Here is a 21,209-nt window from a genome sequence, read left to right on the forward strand (position 1 = left end):
TATAAAATTCGGAAAGGAAAGAATAGCGATGACGTTTGATGTAGTGATGATAGGGCTGTTTTTTATTGCTGTACAGGTATTTGCCAATATATTTGTAAAAGGCCCAAGAATCCGAAGCTTTCGCTGGCTCTCTTTTTCGGGAGGCATTGCCGTGGCTTATATATTTGTCTATGTTCTGCCTGCGCTGCATGAAGAACAAGAAGCCTTCAGCGGCGAGCTTACGATGGAATCTGAGCTCTACATTCTGGGCCTGATAGGCCTGATGGTGTTTTATACGGTGTTTAAAACAGCCGATGCCCAGCAGAAAAAAGGAAAACGGGACGGGGATGCATTGTTTTTTTACATACAGGTTGGCTTTTTTACTCTATATAATATGCTGATCTCCTATATTGTGTTTGCTTCCGATGTAGAAACGGTGCAGGGCGTGTTCTATGCGATAGCGGTAGGTCTTCATTTTATGTCCGTATCACACGACTTATGGCGCGAAGATAAAGAGCGTTATGAAAAAGTGGCCCGTTACGTTCTGGCTGCGGGTATTCTCGGCGGATGGCTTGTCGGTCTGCTTGTGCCGTATTCTTCGATTGGGCTGGCGGTTGTTTTTGCGTTTATCTCAGGCGCGATGCTGATGAATGTATTAAATAAAGAACTGCCGAATGAAGAAAATGCGCACCTTCCTACATTTCTCATTTCTGCAGGAGGGTACGCAATTATCGCAACGCTGTTGAAATATTTCTTTCAATGGTAAATCTAAAGTGTCTTTGGAGCACGGAAGAAAGCCGGTGCATATTTAGCCAGCAGCACAATAATAACGATCGTAATGACCGCTTCCGGAATCAAATAGGACGCATTGTACACGGCTGAATACAAAACGACCGGCATGTCGCCTGCGTAGGCGCCAAACCAGATCACGCCGGATGCAAAGTGATCGATAAATCGCAGCAGGGTGGCAAACAAAACTCCGATCACGATAGAAGCATAAGGAACTCCGTTTGTGAACGACCGGGAGGTAATAAACAAACCGGCCGCACCGAGAACCGTGTAGGCAATCGGGTATTCCAGTATAAGCTGGACCGGATGAACAATAGTGGCCCCCGTAAAAAGCTGCAGAACGCCGACAATAAATCCGGTGAGCGCGCCTGCCTTCCAGCCGCGCCGGAAAGCAATAACAAAAATAGGAATCATAATCAGGGAGATGGAGCCTCCCATTGCCCATAAAGCGCCGAATTGGACATAGCTTAAAATAAGCGACAAGGCGGCCATGAGCGAGATTTCAATCATAATGACAAGTCTTTGGTGTTTCATATACTGCTCCTTTCCCAACTACAGAGACAGGAAAGACGAGGCTTCTATATAGATAGAGCTTTCGCCACTTCCCTACGCTGGCATCATCCAGTTCAGGTTCCAAGAGTTGAGGCTCTGCCTCTCTCAGTCCAATGACACCTCTAGTGGTTTATATTTGTTTCCTTTCTTATCATACGGTTTCTGCCGGCAAAATCAAGAGGGAAGCATAAATCTAAATAAAGAAGGGTAAGGAACAGAAGAAGAACGAGAGAAAGGCTGGAATAAACGAATGAACATACCAGGCAATTTACTTTTGGCCTATTTAAAAGGAAGCGGGTTGTCGACCACGGTAACGCTGCTGATGCTGATTTTTTATATAGTAAGCTTAGGAGAAATAAGTGATTTTGAACTGCTTGCCGCGGTGCTCGTTTTCCATACATACATAGGGTCGCTTGCCGGTATGTTTCTGCTTCGGTTTCTGCGTCCTTTGGAAAACGGGATTGTCTATCCTATTCTGGGCATTATTATTTTTGGCACGGTAGGGCTGCTTTACGGCCTGTTTATTATTTATACGTACAATCTCGAAGGCTATTTTATCGGTGTTACGATGGCTTCTTCGATTTCTTTTTTCTGCAGCCAGGTCGTTAAATCAAAAGGAGCCTCTTATTTGCTGGCGGCACTTGGTCCGCTGTTTCTGCTGCTTATTTTTCTGTCTGTGCAATTTATCGGAACACTCGGAAGCTGAAAAATGTGGGAATAGTTATTAACTATCGTAATTCTCTGACTTTTCTTATATACTTTTCTTACGGCGCTTAAATAAAGCGCTTTCTTTACGAAGGGAAAAGAGAAAAGGGGGAGTATGATGCCAGCTATCGTGTTAGCCATCATCGGTTTTACCGTATTTGCCCTGGGTTACCGGTATTATTCAAAATTTATTGCAGAACGGATTTACCGGCTTGATCCCAACTTCCGCACTCCGGCCCACGAATTCAGGGATGGAGTCGATTTCGTTCCGACCAATAAGTTTGTTCTATGGGGGCATCACTTTACGTCTGTAGCAGGCGCCGCGCCGATTGTAGGTCCGGCCATTGCTATTTACTGGGGCTGGCTTCCGGCATTCTTATGGGTGATTCTCGGAACGGTGTTTGCAGCCGGTGTACATGATTTTGGAACGCTTGTGCTGTCTGTCCGCAACAAAGGACAGTCGATTGGAACACTGGCGGAGAAAATTATCGGCCGCCGGGCCAAGCTGTTGTTTTTATTCATTATTCTCATTCTCGTATTAATGGTAAATGCCGTGTTCGCCTGGGTTATTGCCAACCTGTTTATTACCTTTCCGGCAAGTGTTATTTCTGTATTTATCCAAATTCCGCTTGCGATCTGGATTGGTTATACGATAAACCGCAAAGGAAAAAGCATGCTGCTTCCTTCTTTAATAGGACTGGCTGTCATGTACAGCGCCGCAATTGCAGCAAGCTATATTCCTGCGCTGCAGATTGATCTGGTACGCTACTTTGGGGGAGAAGGAAGCACCGTATTTGCCGGACTTGATGCCGTTTCCATGGCCTTTATGGTTTGGATTGCCGTATTAATGATTTACGTATACATAGCTTCCGTCCTTCCGGTATGGAAGCTGCTTCAGCCGAGAGATTTTATTAATTCCCATCAGCTGGTAGTCGGCCTGGCTATTTTGTATCTAGGCCTGTTCTTTACCTGGCCGGCAGCAGAAATGACAGCGCCGGTGACGCGGAGCGTTCTTGACGTGTCCTGGTTTCCACTGCTGTTTATTACGATAGCCTGTGGTGCCATTTCAGGCTTCCACGGTCTGGTTTCTTCGGGCACGACCTCAAAGCAGTTGAATAAAGAAACAGATGCCCGTTTTGTCGGCTACTTTGGCGCTGTAGGAGAAGGCGTTTTGGCTCTTATAACGATTCTTGCTGTAAGCACTTTTTTTGCTACACAGACGGATTTCTTAAATGCCTATGAAAGCTACAATGTAGCAAATGCGGATGGCCTGACGTACTTTATTGGCGGGGCCGGACAGCTTGCAGCCGGCATCGGCCTTCCGCCTGGAACAGCAGAAACGATTGTGGCGGTTATCGTCGTCAGTTTTGCGGCCACCACGCTTGATACGTCTGTACGCCTCATGCGCTACATTATTGCCGAGCTTGGCCAGGAATATAATGTCAAGCCGCTTACGAAGAAGCACGTAGCTACTTCTATTGCTGTCGGTGGCAGCATGGCACTCGTTCTTCTGCCTGGAGGCGATCGTGGATTTGGTTCCGGGGGCTACCTGCTCTGGCCTTTATTTGGCACATCGAACCAGCTGCTCGCCGGTATCAGCCTGTTATTAATCAGCATCTGGCTGCGCCGGAAAGGACGTAACTTCTTATTTACCTTCGTGCCAATGCTCTTCCTGCTGTTTATGACACTTTGGGCGATGATTAACCAGGTCGTGTTCCAATGGTCCGGAATAGGCGGCGGCGAAGCGCAGATCTTATTGTTTGTGATGGGATCGATTATTTTAGGATTTACAATATGGATTCTGCTTGAAGCAGTAATGCTGTTCCGCAGAGAACCACCGAACACCGAACCTGATCAGGATTAAAAGGAGGCGGGGAAGATGGGATTTCAGAAAACGGTCAAGCAGTGGCTGGCTTACTATGAAGAAGTGATCAGCCTGCCCCATCAGGCAGAGCGGAAAAGAGAGCTTCGGGATGAGGAAGACCTGTTTATGCTGCTCTGCTTTTCGGAGCTGCTCGGCCTTCCCAACCCGGTCTCGTACTATACGCTTGAACTGTATCCGGAGATGCTCGAAAATTTTCACGACTGGCATAAGCGAATGGGCATGGAAAAGTCGCCGCTTACCGGGATACGCTGTTGTTAATAAATGAATTCAACGATAAGAAGGGGACGGCATGAAAAGCTTATTTAAAAAAGAAATTCTGTTTTTCGGAGGAAAGGGTGGCGTAGGCAAATCCACCTCCGCTTCTGCTTTCGCCTTTGCTTCTGCAGAGGCGGGATACCGTACGCTGCTCGTTTCAACAGATCCGGCCCATAATTTGAGCGATCTGTTTGACCAGACAATCGGCGATGAAAAAACCGCATTGGCCGACAATCTGTGGGGAATGGAAATTGATCCCGAGAAAGAGGCCCGCCGCTATATTGAGCGGGTCAAGCAGAACCTTAAAGGCGTGGTCCGTTCCTCCATGGCTGATGAAGTAAACCGCCAAATTGATATGGCAGCCGTGTCCCCGGGGTCGGATGAATCCGCCCTATTCGACAGGCTGATTCATATTATTCTGGAAGAAAAGGAAACGGTGGATACGATCGTGTTTGATACTGCACCGACTGGGCATACGGTCCGGCTTCTTTCCCTGCCGGAGATGATGGAAGCCTGGATGGAAGGGATGCTCAAACGCAGAAGTAAAGTAAATGACAATTACTCGCAGTGGATGAATGACGGCGAACCGGTGGAAGATCCGATCTACCAGATTTTAATGGAACGAAAAGACCGGTTTTCCCGGGTACGCCGTATTTTAATGGATCCAAAGCGGACCGCCTGTGTATACGTGCTGGTGCCGGAAAAGCTGCCTATTGCTGAAACAAAACGGGCCCTGCAGCTGCTCGAGCAGGTGAATATGCCGGTGCCGGCCATTCTAATTAATAAGTGCATGCCTGAATCTGCTGGAAGCAGTTCGTTTATTCAAAAAAGGCGGGCGCAGGAAGCGGCTTATATTGAACAGATTAACAAAGCATTTCCACACCAGCAGAAAACATTTCTGCCGCTGCTGGAAGAAGATATTCATTCGATTGACGATATTAAGACGATGGCAAAAGCGATCGTTCCTGATTGAAAAGAGTGTGCCGGAGGGCATGCTCTTTTTTTTATGTGAAGGTTTGTTTAAGAGAAAGAAAAAACGGTAATGAGAATAGGATAATTGATTTATCCAGGAGGTCCTATAAAATGGAAACAATCAAAATTGCGAATACTGGAATAGAAGCTTCCCGCATCGGCCTTGGCACATGGGCTATAGGCGGTAAGATGTGGGGAGGGACCAATGAAAAAGATTCCATTCAAACGATCCACGCAGCTTTAGATAAAGGAATCACTCTTATTGATACAGCTCCTGCCTACGGACTTGGTGAATCTGAAGAACTGGTCGGCAAAGCCGTCGAACAGTATGGAGGCAGAAATAATATTGTGCTGTCGACCAAAGCAGGACTGAACTGGACGGAAGAGGGCGGCATGTATAGAGATGCGTCTGAAGCCCGTATCAAAAAAGAAGTAGAAGATTCACTCCGCCGTCTCCGCAGCGACTACATTGATGTGTACCATGTGCACTGGCCCGATCCGGAAGTGGACATTGAAGAAACCGCGACGGCTATGAAAAAGTTGTTCGAACAAGGGAAAATACGAGCGATCGGTCTCAGTAACTTTACACCGGAGCAGATAGATGCGTTTCAGAAAACGGTGCCGGTTCACGTGCTGCAGCCGCCTTATAACATTTTTGAAAGAGGAATCGAAGAAGATATTCTTCCTTACACCCGAAAACATGATATAACGAATCTGTCGTACGGAAGCCTCTGCCGCGGCCTGTTGAGCGGGAAAATGTCAACTGATCGTACGTTCAAAGGTGATGACCTGCGCAACAAGGATCCCAAGTTTCAGGAAGATACGCTGCCGAATTATATTGCCGCAGTAAATGAACTGGATCAGTATGTGCAGAACAAATATAACAAGCGCGTCATTCACCTTGCCATCCGCTGGGTGCTTGACCAGCCGGGCTCCGACATTGCCCTCTGGGGATCGAGAAGGCCGGACCAGCTTGATCCGGTAGAAGAAGCAATGGGATGGAAATTGGATGAAACCGACCATCAGGCAGTAAATGAAATCGTCGATAAGCATATTAAAGAACCGATCGGTCCGGAATTTATGGCACCCCCTGCTAAATCAGAATAAGCTGAAAAGATAAGCCTGTCTCCAATGGAGACAGGCTTATTAAATGTTGTCAACAATGCTCTTGTCGAATTAGTGTTTTCCTTTCGTTGTAGACGCCATGGTAACGCTTTATTATAAAGATACAGCAATGATAATTACTTATCATCAGAATTAATGCTGCTCATGAAGAAAGTAGTTAAATCATGACAGCATATCTTTTAATAAACAAGGAGGCGTTTACTATGAGTACAGCAGCTCAAGGAGAAGCACAGAGCAAAGGCAGCATCCGTGCGAAGGTGCAGCGGTTTGGCAGTTATTTAAGCGGCATGATTATGCCAAACATTGGGGCGTTTATTGCCTGGGGTCTTATTACAGCCCTTTTCATTGCGGATGGTCCGTTTCCGGTAGCAAACATTGCAGATAACGTAGTCGGCCCGATGCTGACCTACCTGCTTCCGCTTTTGATTGGTTATACCGGCGGGCGGATGGTTCACGGCGATATGCGCGGCGGGGTCGTCGGCGCGATTGCCACGATGGGGGTTATCGCAGGAGCAGAGATTCCAATGTTCCTCGGCGCCATGATGATGGGGCCGTTAGGCGGCTATGCCATTAAGAAATTTGACCAGGCGGTGGATGGAAAGATCAAGCAGGGCTTTGAAATGCTTGTCAACAACTTCTCTTCTGGTATTATCGGCGGTACTCTCGCTATTTTAGGACTTTATGCGATCGGCCCGCTTGTTACGGGACTTACCGGTGCTCTTGGAAGCGGCGTAGACTGGATTATCGGCCTTGGTCTGCTCCCGCTCGTCAGCATATTCATTGAGCCGGCGAAAGTATTGTTTTTAAATAACGCGATTAACCATGGTATTTTAAGCCCGCTTGCTTTAGAGCAGACAGCTCAGGAAGGGCAGTCGATACTGTTCCTTTTAGAAACCAACCCGGGACCGGGTATGGGAATTCTTTTAGCCTATATGGTCTTCGGTAAAGGCATGGCGCGCGGTTCAGCGGCCGGTGCTTCCATTATTCACTTCTTCGGAGGGATTCACGAAATTTACTTCCCATATGTGCTAATGAAGCCGATATTAATTCTCGCAGCAATTGGCGGCGGCATGGCCGGTATCTTTACTTTCCAGCTGTTCGGTGCAGGTCTTGGAGCTCCGCCTTCTCCGGGAAGCGTTATTGCCTACTTCCTATTGGCCAGCCCGAGCAACTACCTTGGTCTCGCAGCCGGTATTCTGGCAGCTACGACCGTATCGTTTGTGATCGCAGGATCGATCCTCCGCTTCTCCAAGCAGGAAGAAGAGGATTTAAGCGGTGCAGCAGCGAAGATGGAAAGCATGAAAGGCAAGAAAAGCCAGGCTGCTTCCCAGCTTGGAGGCAGCCAGCCGGTTGCATCTTCTGCTAAGAAAGCACAGGTAAGCAGCATTATCTTCGCCTGCGATGCCGGAATGGGATCAAGCGCGATGGGTGCTTCCGTCATGAAAGACAAAGTAAAAAAAGCCGGACTGGATATACACGTCACCAATTCAGCTATTAACCAGATTCCGGACAGCGCAGATATTATTATTACCCATAAAGACTTAACCGAGCGCGCCAAAGCAAAACGCCCGGATGCAGAGCATATTTCTGTTGAAAACTTCCTCGGCAGCCCGAAATACGATGAGTTAGTTGAAGATTTAAAGGGAAGAGAAGAGGGAGCAGAACAACAGGAAACACCGCTTTCTGAATTTGATCCGCAGAACGTCCAGAAAATTATCTTCGCCTGCGATGCCGGAATGGGGTCAAGCGCGATGGGTGCGTCTGTTCTAAAAGATAAAGTAAAAAAAGCCGGACTGGATATACACGTCACCAATTCAGCGATCAATCAGATTCCAGAAGATGCAGATATTATTATTACCCATAAAGACTTAACCGAGCGCGCCAAGGCAAAACGTCCGGATGCAGCACACATTTCCGTCGACAATTTTCTCGGCAGCCCGAAATATGATGAGCTTGTAGAAGGACTAAAGGAAAATAAAATCAGCTAAGCTTCACGAAAAGGGTGAACGATATGGACTATATTACAGCCCGTGAACGTGAACTCATGCAGTATCTGCTTTCCCAGAAAGGCATGGTGCCTATCTCTGAAGCGGCCCGGGAGCTTAATGTGAGCGCCCGGACCATTCACCGGGATCTGGAAGGCCTTGAAAAAAGAATAGAGCCGTATCATTTAATCTTAAGAAGACAGACAGGCAGAGGGATTGAAGTCATTGGCGAGGAGAGCAGCAGGCAGGAACTGCTGTCTCTTCTTCGCCATTCTGCTTTTTCCGACTACACGCCGGAAGAAAGAAAAACCCTTCTTCTCAGTGCGCTTCTGGAGACAAATGAGCCGGTCAAGCTTACTTCTCTGGCGGTTGAGCTTAACGTAACAACGGCTACAGTCAGCCACGATCTCGACAAAGCAGAGGAGTGGCTGTCTTTTTTCGATTTACAGCTGATTCGCAGAAGAGGGTACGGCGTAGAAGTGATTGGTACCGAGAAATCAAGAAGGCGTGCGATGAGCAGTTTAATGGTAGAAACTTTCGGAGAAAATGAGTTTTTTGAACTGATGCGGGAAACGATGAAGCAGAAGCCGTCCCAGGGAAGCGATATATCGAACCGGCTGCTTGGCATGGTGGAGAAGGAACGCTGGGCGCTCGTAGAAGGCGTGCTTCAGGACTTTAAAAGCGAGCTGCCCTATTCCTTTGCGGACAGTGCCTACATCGGCCTGGCCGTCCATTTAACGCTTGCGATGGAACGGATCATAAAAGGCGAAAACATTGAAATCAATGAAGCCTATTTTCAATCGCTCCAGGAAACGAAGGAGTTCGCTGTCGCGGAGCAGCTTATTTCGCGGCTGGAGCAGGTGTTTCAGCGGTCTATTCCGAAAGCGGAAATCGGCTACATTACGATGCATCTGCGCGGGGCAAAGCTTCGAAACGATCAGGAATATACGATCGATTTAGACAGCCTTCCTTCGGCGGTGCAGGCGAAATCCCTGATTCGGTTTGTAGAAGAAAAAGTCGGGAAAAACCTGACCGGTGATGAATCCCTCTTCCAGGGACTTGTCGCTCATCTGGAGCCCACGCTTTACCGGATTAAGGAACGTATGAAAATTCATAACCCCCTGTTAAAAGATATTAAAAGTGATTACCCGGAATTGTTTTCCTTAATTAAAGAAGCTGCTGACCATACTTTTTCCCGGTTCGAACTGCCGGACGCAGAAATCGGCTTTCTCGTTCTTCATTTCGGCTCGGCGATTGAAAGGGCAAATACGCTGGAACCTATGCATGCTTTAGTCGTCTGTTCGAGCGGCATTGGTTCTTCAAAAATGCTTGTCACCCGGCTGCAAAAAGAAATCCCCGAGCTGCAGAAGCTTAAAAATATTTCGTTGATGGATCTGGAAGATCAGACCAAAAGAGAGGGCTATGATGTTATTATTTCTACGTTAAGCCTGCCGGACAGCGTACTTCCGCATATCGTCGTCAATCCTTTTTTAACGGACAAAGATATTAGGAGTGTGCAGGCTTTTATTCGGGAACAGCATAAAGACAGTCTGCTGCAAAAAAGAAAGCCGGTATCGCCGGGAACGGCGGCCGCAGAAGAACCGATAGAAAAGCTGGTGCAGATCCAGGCTTACACGAACACGATAGTAACAATTTTAGGTGGACTGGAAGTAGAAGAAATTGCAGAACGCGGGGACCTTTCGACTCAGCTGGGGGCAATATGCCGCCGCGCTGCCCGGGACGGTATGATTCAAAATGCCGGAGCCGTGCGTGATAAACTGCTGGAACGTTATGCAATAGGCGGGGTCGCTATTCCCGACTCCGGACTTGCGCTGTTCCATGCCAGAAGTGTTCATGTCGCCCGGCCTTCCTTTACGATATGGGATCTGCCGGAGCCTAAAAATATCCAGGCGATGGATGGATCTGTAGAGACGACACACCGCATTCTGCTTCTGCTCGCACCTGAATATGGAGAACCGGAAATATACGAAGTACTCAGTGCCGTCAGTGAGCAGCTTATTGGAAGCAGGGAATCAATCGTCCGCTTCCGCACGGCGGATAAACAGCGGCTGTCCCGGCACATGGGATCTGCGTTTCATGAATGGCTTAAAGACAAACTACAATAAGACAGGAGACGATTATAATGAGCAGCCAAATACTAAAAGAAGAAAACGTCGTACTAGGAGCAGCATTAGGTTCAAAGGAAGAAGCAATCCGTACGACAGGAAACATTCTCGTCGATCAAGGGTATGTTGAAGCGGATTATATTAATTCCATGATGGAAAGAGAAGCCTTAACCTCGACATATATGGGAAATTACATTGCGATACCGCACGGCACGGAAGATTCCAAAAGTAAAATCAAATCCTCCGGATTGTCTATCGTACAGGTGCCGGATGGCGTCGATTACGGCGACGGAAATATTGTAAAAATATTTATCGGCATTGCTGGAAAAGGCGATGAGCATTTAGAGATTCTATCAAAAATTGCTCTTGTGTGCTCGGATGCCGATAACGTAGAGAAAATGATTCAGGCGACAACAAAACAAGAACTGCTTTCTCAATTCGAAGAGGTGAACTAAATGCTGGCCCTACAGATTGGTGCAGGAAATATTGGCAGAGGCTTTATTGGGCAGCTGTTGTCTGAAGCCGGATTTGAACTGTATTTTGCAGATGTGAATGAGGAATTAATCGCTAAGCTTCAGGAGCGCGGCGAATATACTGTAGAGCTGGCTGATGAAACGCATCAAACGAGCCGGGTGAGCGGCGTTCGTGCGGTGAACAGTATGAAAGAGAAGGAAGAACTGCTGCAGCTGATTGAGCGGGCAGACTTAATTACAACAGCTGTTGGACCGCCGATTTTAAAGCGGATTGCCCCGGATCTGGCCGAAGGGCTCAAAAGGCGGGCTGCCAAAGGGGCAGCGTCCAATGTGAATATCATTGCCTGCGAAAATATGGCAGAAGGAACAAGCCATCTTCAGGCAGCGATCTATGAACATCTGTCCAATGAGGAACAGTCAGAAATAGAGCAGTTTACCGGATTTGCCAATGCGGCCGTAGACCGTATTGTTCCAGAACAGACATCCGAAGATGGCCTTCATGTTGTAGTAGAGCCATTCTTTGAATGGGTCGTGGAGGAGCCGTCCCTAAAACCGGGCACGGAAAAAATACCCGGCGTAACATATGTTGATTCCCTCCCGCCTTATATCGAAAGAAAGCTGTTTACGGTTAACGCAGGACATGCAGCACTTGCCTACAACGGTGCTGCCGGCGGCTGTGAAACTATTAAAGAATCCTATGACAATGAAGCGGTGAGAAAAGCATATTTTGGTCTTCTTGATGAGACGTCTGATCTGCTCAGCCGTAAACACGGCTTTGATAAAGCAGAGCTGATGGCGTATCGCGGGAAAATTGATACGCGGTTCCGGAATCCTTATTTATCGGATTCAGTTAAACGTGTCGGACGTGGTCCGGTACGTAAGCTTGGAAAGCAGGAACGCCTCGTGCATCCCGCCCTCGGACTGCTCGACTACGGCGTGGAACCAGTGTACATTGCAGAAACGCTGCGTGCGCTTCTTACCTTTGAACATCCGGATGATGAAGAAGCACAGGAGCTGCAGGCACGAATCAAAGAGAACGGAAGAGAAGAAGCATTCTGCCATTACAGCGGCCTGGATGCCTCCCATCCGCTGACGAGACTCGTATTTGATCAGGCATAATAAGAATGGCCTCCCGGACAATAAGGGAGGCCATTTGTTATACTAAAAACAAGAAAGTAAAAAGGAGGCAGGTTATCGTGACAGACCCGTTCCACTATATCTCACGCTACCTTCCTGTCATAAAAAAAATACCTAAAGCAAATGTTCTGCAGATTGGAGCCTTATCTGAAGAGCAGACAGCGGCAACAGCAGAGGCTGTCCGCCAGGCAAGAGGCGTCTTTACGCTTGTCGAAGCAAGCTGGGAAAAAGCTGCAAAAAAATTGAAGCCACACCAGCTTATCTGCGTACCGAGTCTGGACAGACTGGAATGGAAGCCGGCTTCCCTGGATTGGGTGTTTCTGCTCGTCAATACCGCCTCCTACAAAGAAGCGGTGATGCTGGAAACCCTCGAACAGATCGAGCAGGCTGTAAGATCAAAACGATCGATCAGCTTTGTTCTCGAAACCGACGTTCCGGAGGAGTGGCAGGAGGCGCTTCGGCGTATCTTTATAAGCTGGCGGATTGTTGTAGATAAAAAGCAGGACGAGCGGCTGTTGTTTACCGCCCAGAAATAGTAGAAGCCGGCACTGTAGAGTGCCGGCTTTTTTTATAGGTCAAGAAGTTCACGGATATCGTCTTCCGATAAAGAAGAAAGGCTGCTTTCCCCGGTCTGTATAACCTGGTCAAACAGAGCTTTCTTTTTATCCTGAAGCGAAAGGATTTTCTCTTCAATGGTTCCCTGGGAAATCAGTTTCACGACCTGGACGACCCGTTTTTGTCCAATACGGTGGGCCCGGTCGGCGGCCTGGCTTTCGACGGCCGGATTCCACCAAAGGTCAAACAGTACAACAGTGTCGGCGCCTGTAAGGTTAAGTCCGGTGCCGCCCGCCTTTAACGAGATCAAAAAGGAATCGGCAGAGCCTTCATTAAACTGCTCGGTCAGGGTCATCCGCTGATCGGACGGCGTTTTCCCATCCAGGTAAAAATAGGAAAGGCCCGCTTCATCAAATGCTTTGGAAATAATAGAAAGCATGCTCGTAAACTGGGAAAATACCAGTACCCTGCGCCCATTTTCTTTGCTTTCTTTCATAAAGGCCATTAGTTCATCCAGTTTTCCGGAACTTCCTGTATAATTCTCAAGAAACATTCCGGGGTGGCAGCAGAGCTGGCGCAGCCGGGTCAGGTTGGCCAGAATGTTCATCCGGTTGGAGGACAATCCTTCTTTTAACTGCTGGCTCGTTTCTGCCTTAATGCGCTCCAGGTAAGCCATGTACGTTTCACGCTGCTGCTTGTTTAGTTCGCAGTAGAGCGAGCTTTCAATTTTATCGGGAAGCTCTTTCAATACTTCTTTTTTCGTGCGCCTCATAATAAATGGAGCTATCCGCTGCTTAATCTGGTCCGGGGACAGCTGCTTAAACTTGGATACTTCGGGAAAAAGTCCCGGCATGATAATCGCAAACATCGACCAGAGCTCTTCCAGCTTGTTCTCAATGGGTGTGCCGCTTAAAGCAAAAATACGGCCGGCATCCATACGTCTTACGGCGCGGAACGATTTGGACAGATGGTTTTTAATGTTTTGGGCTTCGTCAAGAATCAGGCCGTAGAACACACGGCCCCGGTACAGCTCTTCGTCCCGGCGCAGAAGCGGATAGGACGTAATCCATACATCGGCTTTTTCATACGTATCCCATTGTTTTTTCCGCTGCGGCTTGGTGCCGTGAATGACTTCGATTTTCAGCTCAGGCGTGAACCGCTGGGCTTCTTTTTCCCAGTTGTAGATTAAAGAAGACGGAGCCACGATTAAAAAGGGAGGCGCTTCAGGATTTTTCTGGCGTTCGGACAGAATATAGGTCAGCGTTTGAAGCGTTTTTCCAAGTCCCATATCGTCTGCTAAAATACCGCCGAATCCATAGGCAGTCAGCGCCTTCATCCATTGAAAACCGAGCTTCTGGTAGTCGCGCAGGTCGGCATGCAGCCTTTCCGGAAGCTCCACCTCAAATGATTGCGGGTCGCGGATGTGGCGGATCAGATCCTCCATCGTAGCTGAAGCGTTCCAGCCTGCGCTTTCCCGTGTTTTGTCATCCAGCAGCAGCGTTTTGTAGGAAGGCATGCGCATTTTTTTGTTTTCTGTGTTTTCTTCGGTCACAGGCGTGTCCTGAAGCAGATCCTGGAGGTTTTTCATCCAGCTGCTTGTCAAAGAAACGTAGCCGCCTTCCATTGTTTTGTAGTAACGCTTTTTTTCCTTTAATGCTTTCATCAGGTGAAATACATCTTCTTCGTTCAAGTCAGACGTTTCAAAGGAAATATCGAGCCAACCCATGGAAGGGTCAAGAGCGGCTTCGACCTGCAGGGTCTCCGGTGGAATAAAGGTGCTTTCCGCTGCCCGGCTCATAAACACGTCGGCCTGCTTTTTCAGCTCCGGGAGAATATCCAGAAAGAATAAAGCAATGTCTTCTTCCCGGGAAAGTATCAGCCGCTCCCCGTTCCAGTGAAAGCCTGCTTCTTCAATAAACTGAAGAATTTCTTTTTCCTGTTTCGTGTCGCGCACAAGAATGACCTTGTCTTCCGGGGTCTGCTGTTCGGTGACGGCATGAATGGAATAAGGACCGTAGGAAAACAACGGATCGGCGGTCAGGCCATTCTCCTTTTTGTCGAGATAGATTTTGGCCTGAAGCGGCTGCTCCTCGATAGAGGCACGGATCGATTCGGTCATTTCCAGCTTTTCGGTCTGCTCAAGCGGGGCCACAATCTGTTTGTATACCTGACCGACTTCTTCAGAAGACAGCGGAAGCCTTCCCTGCGGAGTATCCATCAGCATATGAAACAGCAGAACGATATCGCGGTCTGCGTCCGGGTCAATTTTATACAGACGGTCATTCCATATATAATAGGAAGTCAGGCTGATCCGTTTGGGCGGATAGGAAACTGCGGAATAGGAAATAATATAATCTCCATCGTTCTGCTGCATATCAAATGTGCCGGGAAACTCTTCTTTTACCATAAACGGCACCAGCTGGTTCCGGGTGGCCGATTGAATAAAAACCTGCCGGCAGACGGCAAGGCGTCCGAGCATCTGCTCTGCGGCAACGGGAGGTATCTGAATGGCGCGGGCAGATGTTTCAGAATAGCCGAAAGAAGCGGTACGGCCATCTTTCTGCCATTTTTGATTACGGACAATGTATTCAAGCATCTTCAGGGACTGCAGGTCTTCTTCTTTAAAATAATGATACGTTGGATCAAATGTAAAGTTTTTCGTAATAGGAAGCAGGGAACGCTGACGGATGGATGCAAACAGATCTTCCATATTTTTAACAACATAGAGTTTGTCTACGCCGATCCGCAGCTGGACGGAGAAATATTTTTCCTGGGAAAATGTATAATCGGAAAGAAACTGCAGGACGAATTCGGCGCGCATCGGTTCACCGACCGATTCGACCGTCGTCAGCCTTCCGGAAAAGTGATCCATAAAAAATTGGCGGAGGGAGGATGTAGCCTCTTTTTCACTTATCTGCTTTTTCTGTGCCGGGTCGGAAAAGAAAGAAGAAACTTCCGGTCTCTGCAGGCTGGCAAGCTCAATCATGACTGCAGCCATATGCTTGCAGACGTGCATGCCGTCACTTTGAGCCGGACAGGTGCAGGACCCGTCTTCCCATTCTCCGCTTTCGAGGAAAATGAGTTCAATCTTATACATCTCCTGTCCCAGCACGCTTGCTTTTACTTTGCTGATCGTGCCGTTCTGCTCGTGCTGAATGCCTTTTATATATCCTCGTTCATAATAATCAAGTCCTCTAGCGTAAACGGTTGGGCCGGCTAAACGCCGAATCTGTTTTTTAGGTATGTAAGGCAATGCCTCATCTCTCCTTTTATCACTGCTTAAACGTTTATTTTATCACATTTTCCTGAAAATCAAATGAAAGGAGAAGAGGAGTACGTCAATATCTGTAGAAATAAACAAAGACAGGGTCTCTTCTAGTAAGCTCTAAAAGGGTATAATGAAAGAAAGCAACGAGAAATTGGGGGAAACGGGGGACTATACTTATGAACGAACAGCAGAAAGCAGTCATCAACGAGGCAAAACAGGAAGCGGCCGCTTTTTTCAAGCACGCCGATCCAGCCCACGATTTCTGGCATACGGAGCGGGTCGCCAAGCAGGCGGTTGCGCTTGGAAAAGAAACAGAAGCCAATCTCTATATTGTAGAGTTGACGGCATGGCTTCACGACATTGCCGATAAAAAATTAAACAGTACAGAAGAAGAAGGGCTGAATAATGTTAAAAACTGGCTCGACAGCCATGGGGTAGAGCCCGACATTTCCGGGCACGTGATGGATATTATTGAAACGATGTCTTTTCGAAATGGGACAAATAAAGCAGAAATGCAAACAATAGAAGGCAAAGTTGTACAGGATGCCGACCGCCTTGATGCGATGGGAGCAATTGGTATTGCCCGGGCATTTGCCTATTCCGGAACGCATGGGAAGCCTCTGCATGAACCGGCTGCGGCGGATAGACGGGACAGGGATACCGCCATCCAGCACTTTTTTGATAAGCTGCTTCGGCTTAAAAGCCTGATGAACACAGAGCAGGCAAAGAAGCTGGCCCATCACCGCCAGCGTTTTATGGTCTCTTATCTTGAACAGTTCTACAGCGAATGGGAACAAAAGCTGTAAATAAAAAAACAGGCAGGGATACGCGTCCCTGCCTGTTTTTATTTGTTGTCATGAATGTACTGCAGAATAGCAACCGGTTCTTTAAAAAGCTGATCCGGCTGGGCATCTTCATGCGGAGTGGCGCTCCAGGCGGCGAGCCCAAAAGCGGTTTTCGCAGCGCGTGCGCTTTTTTCGTCCTGAAGGGTGTCGCCAATGTACATTGTCTCTTCAGCGGCAAGGTTTGATTTATCGAGGTAAGCGAGAATCGGGTCACCGGAAGGTTTATGGTTCTCTGTTTCTTCTGCGTATACGATGTCATCCACGTAGGTCTGCAGTTCAAATGGAGCCACTTTATCCTCGAATTCCTGCTTCGTTTTGGAGGTGACGATGCCGACATGAAAGCCCTGCTGCTTTAAGCCTTCCAGCACTTCAATCACTCCGGGAAAGACATGAATAAGGTTGCGGTTTTCCGACACATAAGCTGCCCATTTTTCCTGAATGGCTTCCTGCTTCTGGATACCAAGCTGAGTCAGCGCTTTGTCTCCGGGTGCATCAAGTGCATGAGTCAGATTGCGGTCTTCTATAACCTCGCCCGTTTCTTCTTCTATCGCACGGCGCAGAGATTTTAAAATCGTTTCTTCTGTATTTAATAGTGTTCCATCAATATCAAACAAAAATGCCTTATACATAGTATATCTCTCCTTATGAAAAGTAATCCATTGACTCTATTCCCGTAAACACGAATATTTAATCAAAACCGGAAACAATAGAGGTTGCAAAAATAAAGGAGTATGGTAAAATTTCTATGTTCCCAACGGGGCTGTTGTAAAGAGACAATGGCCAAGGCTTCATCCTTTAGTGATCGAATTACTCGGCAGATCACAGCACACAATACAAACGGAAAGAAGGTTTTTCGAGAAAGTGAACGTTCAAAAACTGAAAAAAGAATGGTTTGGAAACATAAGAGGAGATGTATTGGCCGGCATGGTCGTCGCACTCGCTCTTATTCCGGAAGCAATTGCCTTTTCCATTATTGCCGGTGTGGACCCGCAGGTAGGGCTGTATGCTTCCTTCTGCATCGCCGTCGTCATTGCATTTGTTGGAGGACGTCCGGGGATGATTTCGGCCGCGACCGGTGCAATGGCGCTGTTAATGGTGACCCTTGTAGCAAATCACGGCTTGGAATACCTGCTTGCAGCTACCGTGCTTACAGGAATTCTGCAGGTTATTTTTGGATTCAGCGGGCTGTCGCGTCTGATGAAATTTATTCCACGATCCGTTATGGTCGGATTCGTAAATTCCCTGGCTATTCTTATATTTATAGCGCAGATTGAGCATTTTGAAGGAGAATCATGGGTTATGTACGCGCTTGTAGCGCTTACGCTTTTAATTATCTATACATTTCCGCTTATTTCCAAGGCAATCCCCTCTACGATGATTGCCATTGTTTTAGTGAGTGCATTTACCATTTTTATGGGATTTAATGTCCGTGATGTTGGAGATATGGGAGCACTTCCAAGCACGCTGCCGATCTTTTTAATTCCGGATATTCCATTAAATTTCGAAACGCTTGCCATTATTTTCCCTTATGCTTTATCACTGACAGTAGTAGGTCTGCTTGAGTCGCTGCTGACAGCAAATATTGTAGATGATATGACCGATACAGACAGTAATAAAAATAAAGAGTCCAAAGGACAGGGCTATGCCAACGTAGTGACTGGATTTTTCGGCGGTATGGCAGGTTGTGCCATGATCGGCCAATCCGTCATTAACGTAAAATCCGGCGGAAATGGCCGCTTATCTTCATTAGTAGCCGGCGTGTTTTTAATGTTTCTTATTATTATTCTCGGAGGGCTGGTTGTCCAAATACCAATGGCTGCTCTTGCCGGTATCATGATTATGGTAGCCATCAGTACCTTTGACTGGGGCTCCATCCGCGCGATGCCGAAGATCCCAAAATCAGATACGATCGTTATGGTACTGACGGTTATTGTTGTCGTTTATACGCACAACCTTGCGATCGGCGTATTCGCCGGTGTTCTTCTCAGCATGGTATTTTTCGCCGCAAAAATATCGCGTGTGAAAATTACAGAAAAGAAAAGCAGCGACAATACGACAAAAACGTACCTTGTTCAGGCCCAGCTGTTCTTCGCTTCAGTGTCAGAGTTTACAAAAAGCTTCGACTATGAGAAAGATGCGGAAGAGGGCATCAAGCACGTAGATATCGATCTTTCCGAATCGCACGTCTGGGATGATTCTGCTGTAGAAGCATTGGATAAAGTCAAGAGCAAGTACAAGCAGAAAGATATTACAACGAGCTTTATCGGCGTCAATAAAGAAAGCTCCCGTTTAATCGAAAAGCTCGACGGCATGATTTCCGGCCATTAATGAGCAGGTTACTTCCCAACCGGAAAAGAGGGATTTCTTTTACTTTTTATCCCGGGAACAGATAGGAAGTAGAAGGAATTTCTTTCTTCTTTGTCGTATATATAAAGTAAGGGAGAGATGGCGATGTATAAAAAAGTATTGCTTGCAGCTGATGGTTCAGAGAATTCCGTGCGTGCTGCCGAACACGCAATGGCAATGGTAGAACACGAACAGGATTCCCATATGGACATCATTTTCGCAGTAGATGGAGACAAATCAAAAGCAGACGTATTGAAATACGGTGATTCCAACGTCATTAACAGCAAAAGAAAAGCAAAGCTTGCTCCTATTCAAACAAAGCTGAAAGAAAAAAACATTTCCTATGATATTCATATTAAACACGGCGATCCGGGACCGACCATTGTGAAGTTTGCTAATGAAGGTTCCTATCAATGCGTCGTTATCGGAAGCCGCGGTTTAAATCAAGTTCAGACGATGGTACTTGGAAGCGTCAGCCACAAAGTGGCCAAACGGGTTCAGTGTCCGGTACTGATCGTAAAATAAAGCATTAAAAAGACTCAGGCAGCTGCCTGAGTCTTTTTTAATTCAAATCTTACAATGCGTCATTGTTGTTTCGTTCGTGCGGCATTAAAAGCGGTTTTGGGCGGCAATTCTTTTTTGTGGCTTCGGATACAACAAAGATCATCACAAAAGCCGAAACCGCGGCCAGCGTCCGGAATGGAAACAGGACCAGGCCATCTTCTATCATCGGGTAGGGAAGAAAGTGCGGCAGTCCCATTGCGGGCTCGCCGCCGCCAAGCCTTAGAAACAAGGCTGTAGAGAAACCGGCAATGGAGCCGTACACATTGGCGTTCTTATAAAATAAAGCCATCGTCAGCTGGGGAAATAAGATGCAGTAGACTAAGTCTGATGCTAAATACCACAGTGTATAGACGCTGCCTACGTTTAACGCAATAATAGTAGCAGCCATCCCCATCAGCACGATGGAGCGTTTAATCACTTTTTTCAACTCGTCCTGGGAAGCTTTCGGACGAAACAACGGCCTGTATATATTCCAGGAAGCCATTGAAGACGCCGATAAAATGGAAGAATCCATCGACGACATCACAGCGGCCGCCAATGCGCCGAGACCGAGCGCTGCAACGAGTTCCGGTGTGAGAAAACGAAGCACGTGCGGCAGCACCATCGCCGCTGATTCAGGATCGGCTGCACCAAACGCGCTCCAATCTGCATTGTAGCCGATAATGCCAATCAATACAGCGGGAAGAGCTGCAAGCATGCAGATGAAACCGGCAAAGATGGAAAGCCACATCGCTGTTTTCTCGTCTTTGGCAGAAAGCACACGCTGAAAATACACCTGCCAGGCAATACCGCCGAAAATGAGAAGCAGTGCGTAATCCCACCAGTGCCAGTACCAGTTTCCCCAGTCCGGATGATTCCAGCCGTCCAGTGGAGGAAACAGGCTGGCATACGAGCCGAAGTCTGCCTGGTAGTTCGACCAGTTTGCGCCGAGACTGTCTGTGCTTCCAAAAGCAAAGGGAAGAATAAGAAACAGGCCGATAAGTAAAACGCCCATTTGAAACACATCGGTATAAGCAACAGCCCACATGCCGCCGAACACCGTATAAGCAACAGCGATTATCGCTGAAATAATAATTGAGGTCGTGAAATCAAGCCCGAGAATCGTTCCAAACGTCGTGCCGAGTGCAGTAAGGATAGCGCCGCTCCAGAACAGCTCACCGAGCAGGGCGGGGATGTAGAGAAGGCCGGCCATTTTCCTGCCGAAACGCTGTTCAAGCGGATCGATAATTGTCATAAATTCGTAGCGGCGCATTTTTCTGGCGTAGAAAATACCGCCGATAATCAGGCTGAGCGCGTAACCCCAGGGGGCCTGGGCCCAGACGAGGCCGTCCGCATATGTAGATTCGGCCGTTCCATTAATAAAGCCGCCGCCGACCCAGGTAGCCGACATCGTAAACATCGCTACACCGAGCGGCATGCTGCGGCGGGCTACCATCATATCATCGAGCGAGCCGGATTTTTTTGAGGCCATAAATGCCCCTATGTAATAGATAAGCGCGTAAAATAAAAGCATGGAAATAAACCCGCTCCAGACAATATCTGCATCTGTAAAAGCCACGTACACGACGACTCCCAGCATAAGCAGGATAAAGCCGAACGATTTGAGTAAATTCATCGTTGTATCTTTCATCTGTATGACTCCTTTTAT

18 protein-coding genes and 1 riboswitch are annotated in these 21,209 nt (G+C 47.6%); of the genes, 14 read left to right on the top strand and 4 right to left on the bottom strand.

Features of this window, described 5'->3' with window-relative positions; all coding sequences use genetic code 11:
• The first annotated feature begins 28 nt into the window (after positions 1-28).
• Entirely contained in the window at positions 29-745 is a 717-nt protein-coding gene (locus AC5W14_RS05740) for a DUF3270 family protein (protein ID WP_496059734.1), read from the top strand.
• A gap of 2 nt (positions 746-747) precedes the next feature.
• Here AC5W14_RS05740 and thiT read toward each other — a convergent pair whose 3' ends face one another.
• A complete protein-coding gene (thiT, locus tag AC5W14_RS05745; protein WP_496059733.1) occupies positions 748-1,302 on the bottom strand; it encodes an energy-coupled thiamine transporter ThiT in 555 nt (184 codons plus the stop codon).
• Positions 1,303-1,354: 52 nt separating this feature from the next.
• A riboswitch (TPP riboswitch) is annotated at positions 1,355-1,454 on the bottom strand.
• Between the two features lie 116 nt (positions 1,455-1,570).
• On the opposite strand from thiT, the gene AC5W14_RS05750 reads away from it, so the two are divergent.
• The 10 genes from AC5W14_RS05750 (at position 1,571) to AC5W14_RS05795 (ending at position 12,519) form a co-directional block, all read left to right on the top strand.
• Positions 1,571-2,026, top strand: a complete 456-nt coding sequence (locus AC5W14_RS05750; protein ID WP_496059732.1) for a hypothetical protein — start codon at positions 1,571-1,573, stop codon at positions 2,024-2,026.
• A 117-nt stretch (positions 2,027-2,143) separates the two neighbouring features.
• Positions 2,144-3,889 carry a carbon starvation CstA family protein gene (locus AC5W14_RS05755; RefSeq protein ID WP_496193944.1) on the top strand — a complete coding sequence of 582 codons (1,746 nt, stop codon included), beginning with the start codon at positions 2,144-2,146 and terminating at the stop codon, positions 3,887-3,889.
• Positions 3,890-3,904: 15 nt separating this feature from the next.
• A complete protein-coding gene (locus AC5W14_RS05760; protein WP_496059730.1) occupies positions 3,905-4,168 on the top strand; it encodes a cory-CC-star protein in 264 nt (87 codons plus the stop codon).
• 31 nt (positions 4,169-4,199) lie between these two features.
• The gene (locus AC5W14_RS05765) at positions 4,200-5,138 is read left to right on the top strand and encodes an ArsA family ATPase (protein ID WP_496193885.1); all 939 of its coding nucleotides are present in this window, start codon (positions 4,200-4,202) and stop codon (positions 5,136-5,138) included.
• A 110-nt stretch (positions 5,139-5,248) separates the two neighbouring features.
• Positions 5,249-6,244 (top strand): aldo/keto reductase, encoded by a 996-nt coding sequence (locus AC5W14_RS05770; protein WP_496193886.1) that lies wholly within the window; start codon positions 5,249-5,251, stop codon positions 6,242-6,244.
• A gap of 221 nt (positions 6,245-6,465) precedes the next feature.
• On the top strand, positions 6,466-8,250 hold the full coding sequence (locus AC5W14_RS05775; protein WP_496059727.1) for a PTS mannitol transporter subunit IIBC: 1,785 nt from the start codon (positions 6,466-6,468) through the stop codon (positions 8,248-8,250).
• A 23-nt stretch (positions 8,251-8,273) separates the two neighbouring features.
• Positions 8,274-10,373 carry a BglG family transcription antiterminator gene (locus AC5W14_RS05780; RefSeq protein ID WP_496193887.1) on the top strand — a complete coding sequence of 700 codons (2,100 nt, stop codon included), beginning with the start codon at positions 8,274-8,276 and terminating at the stop codon, positions 10,371-10,373.
• Positions 10,374-10,390: 17 nt separating this feature from the next.
• Positions 10,391-10,828, top strand: coding sequence for a PTS mannitol transporter subunit IIA (locus tag AC5W14_RS05785; protein WP_496059725.1), 438 nt, complete (start codon positions 10,391-10,393; stop codon positions 10,826-10,828).
• Positions 10,829-11,965, top strand: coding sequence for a mannitol-1-phosphate 5-dehydrogenase (locus tag AC5W14_RS05790; protein ID WP_496193888.1), 1,137 nt, complete (start codon positions 10,829-10,831; stop codon positions 11,963-11,965).
• A gap of 77 nt (positions 11,966-12,042) precedes the next feature.
• Positions 12,043-12,519: a hypothetical protein gene (locus AC5W14_RS05795; RefSeq protein WP_496059723.1), complete on the top strand. Its 477-nt coding sequence runs from the start codon at positions 12,043-12,045 to the stop codon at positions 12,517-12,519.
• A 32-nt stretch (positions 12,520-12,551) separates the two neighbouring features.
• Here AC5W14_RS05795 and AC5W14_RS05800 read toward each other — a convergent pair whose 3' ends face one another.
• A complete protein-coding gene (locus AC5W14_RS05800) occupies positions 12,552-15,791 on the bottom strand; it encodes an SNF2 helicase associated domain-containing protein (RefSeq protein ID WP_496193889.1) in 3,240 nt (1,079 codons plus the stop codon).
• Positions 15,792-15,982: 191 nt separating this feature from the next.
• On the opposite strand from AC5W14_RS05800, the gene AC5W14_RS05805 reads away from it, so the two are divergent.
• Positions 15,983-16,612 (top strand): HD domain-containing protein, encoded by a 630-nt coding sequence (locus AC5W14_RS05805; protein ID WP_496193890.1) that lies wholly within the window; start codon positions 15,983-15,985, stop codon positions 16,610-16,612.
• A gap of 38 nt (positions 16,613-16,650) precedes the next feature.
• Here AC5W14_RS05805 and AC5W14_RS05810 read toward each other — a convergent pair whose 3' ends face one another.
• On the bottom strand, positions 16,651-17,280 hold the full coding sequence (locus AC5W14_RS05810; protein WP_496193891.1) for an HAD family hydrolase: 630 nt from the start codon (positions 17,278-17,280) through the stop codon (positions 16,651-16,653).
• A 232-nt stretch (positions 17,281-17,512) separates the two neighbouring features.
• On the opposite strand from AC5W14_RS05810, the gene AC5W14_RS05815 reads away from it, so the two are divergent.
• Entirely contained in the window at positions 17,513-18,979 is a 1,467-nt protein-coding gene (locus AC5W14_RS05815; RefSeq protein WP_496059719.1) for a SulP family inorganic anion transporter, read from the top strand.
• 123 nt (positions 18,980-19,102) lie between these two features.
• Entirely contained in the window at positions 19,103-19,522 is a 420-nt protein-coding gene (locus AC5W14_RS05820) for a universal stress protein (RefSeq protein WP_496193892.1), read from the top strand.
• 49 nt (positions 19,523-19,571) lie between these two features.
• Here AC5W14_RS05820 and AC5W14_RS05825 read toward each other — a convergent pair whose 3' ends face one another.
• Positions 19,572-21,140, bottom strand: coding sequence for a high affinity choline transporter 1 (locus AC5W14_RS05825; RefSeq protein WP_496060086.1), 1,569 nt, complete (start codon positions 21,138-21,140; stop codon positions 19,572-19,574).
• Between the last annotated feature and the right edge of the window lie 69 nt (positions 21,141-21,209).

Source organism: Sinobaca sp. TMA16-18 (assembly GCF_059510535.1).

Excerpts from the sequence above, each read along its gene's own strand:
- AC5W14_RS05820 (WP_496193892.1), top strand. The coding sequence starts at position 19,103 with ATGTATAAAAAAGTATTGCTTGCAGCTGATGGTTCAGAGAATTCCGTG.
- AC5W14_RS05805 (WP_496193890.1), top strand. The coding sequence starts at position 15,983 with ATGAACGAACAGCAGAAAGCAGTCATCAACGAGGCAAAACAGGAAGCG.
- AC5W14_RS05780 (WP_496193887.1), top strand. The coding sequence starts at position 8,274 with ATGGACTATATTACAGCCCGTGAACGTGAACTCATGCAGTATCTGCTT.
- AC5W14_RS05775 (WP_496059727.1), top strand. The coding sequence starts at position 6,466 with ATGAGTACAGCAGCTCAAGGAGAAGCACAGAGCAAAGGCAGCATCCGT.
- AC5W14_RS05785 (WP_496059725.1), top strand. The coding sequence starts at position 10,391 with ATGAGCAGCCAAATACTAAAAGAAGAAAACGTCGTACTAGGAGCAGCA.
- AC5W14_RS05810 (WP_496193891.1), bottom strand. The coding sequence starts at position 17,280 with ATGTATAAGGCATTTTTGTTTGATATTGATGGAACACTATTAAATACA.
- AC5W14_RS05790 (WP_496193888.1), top strand. The coding sequence starts at position 10,829 with ATGCTGGCCCTACAGATTGGTGCAGGAAATATTGGCAGAGGCTTTATT.
- AC5W14_RS05755 (WP_496193944.1), top strand. The coding sequence starts at position 2,144 with ATGCCAGCTATCGTGTTAGCCATCATCGGTTTTACCGTATTTGCCCTG.
- AC5W14_RS05750 (WP_496059732.1), top strand. The coding sequence starts at position 1,571 with ATGAACATACCAGGCAATTTACTTTTGGCCTATTTAAAAGGAAGCGGG.
- thiT (WP_496059733.1), bottom strand. The coding sequence starts at position 1,302 with ATGAAACACCAAAGACTTGTCATTATGATTGAAATCTCGCTCATGGCC.
- AC5W14_RS05765 (WP_496193885.1), top strand. The coding sequence starts at position 4,200 with ATGAAAAGCTTATTTAAAAAAGAAATTCTGTTTTTCGGAGGAAAGGGT.
- AC5W14_RS05760 (WP_496059730.1), top strand. The coding sequence starts at position 3,905 with ATGGGATTTCAGAAAACGGTCAAGCAGTGGCTGGCTTACTATGAAGAA.
- AC5W14_RS05825 (WP_496060086.1), bottom strand. The coding sequence starts at position 21,140 with ATGCTGGGAGTCGTCGTGTACGTGGCTTTTACAGATGCAGATATTGTC.
- AC5W14_RS05770 (WP_496193886.1), top strand. The coding sequence starts at position 5,249 with ATGGAAACAATCAAAATTGCGAATACTGGAATAGAAGCTTCCCGCATC.
- AC5W14_RS05740 (WP_496059734.1), top strand. The coding sequence starts at position 29 with ATGACGTTTGATGTAGTGATGATAGGGCTGTTTTTTATTGCTGTACAG.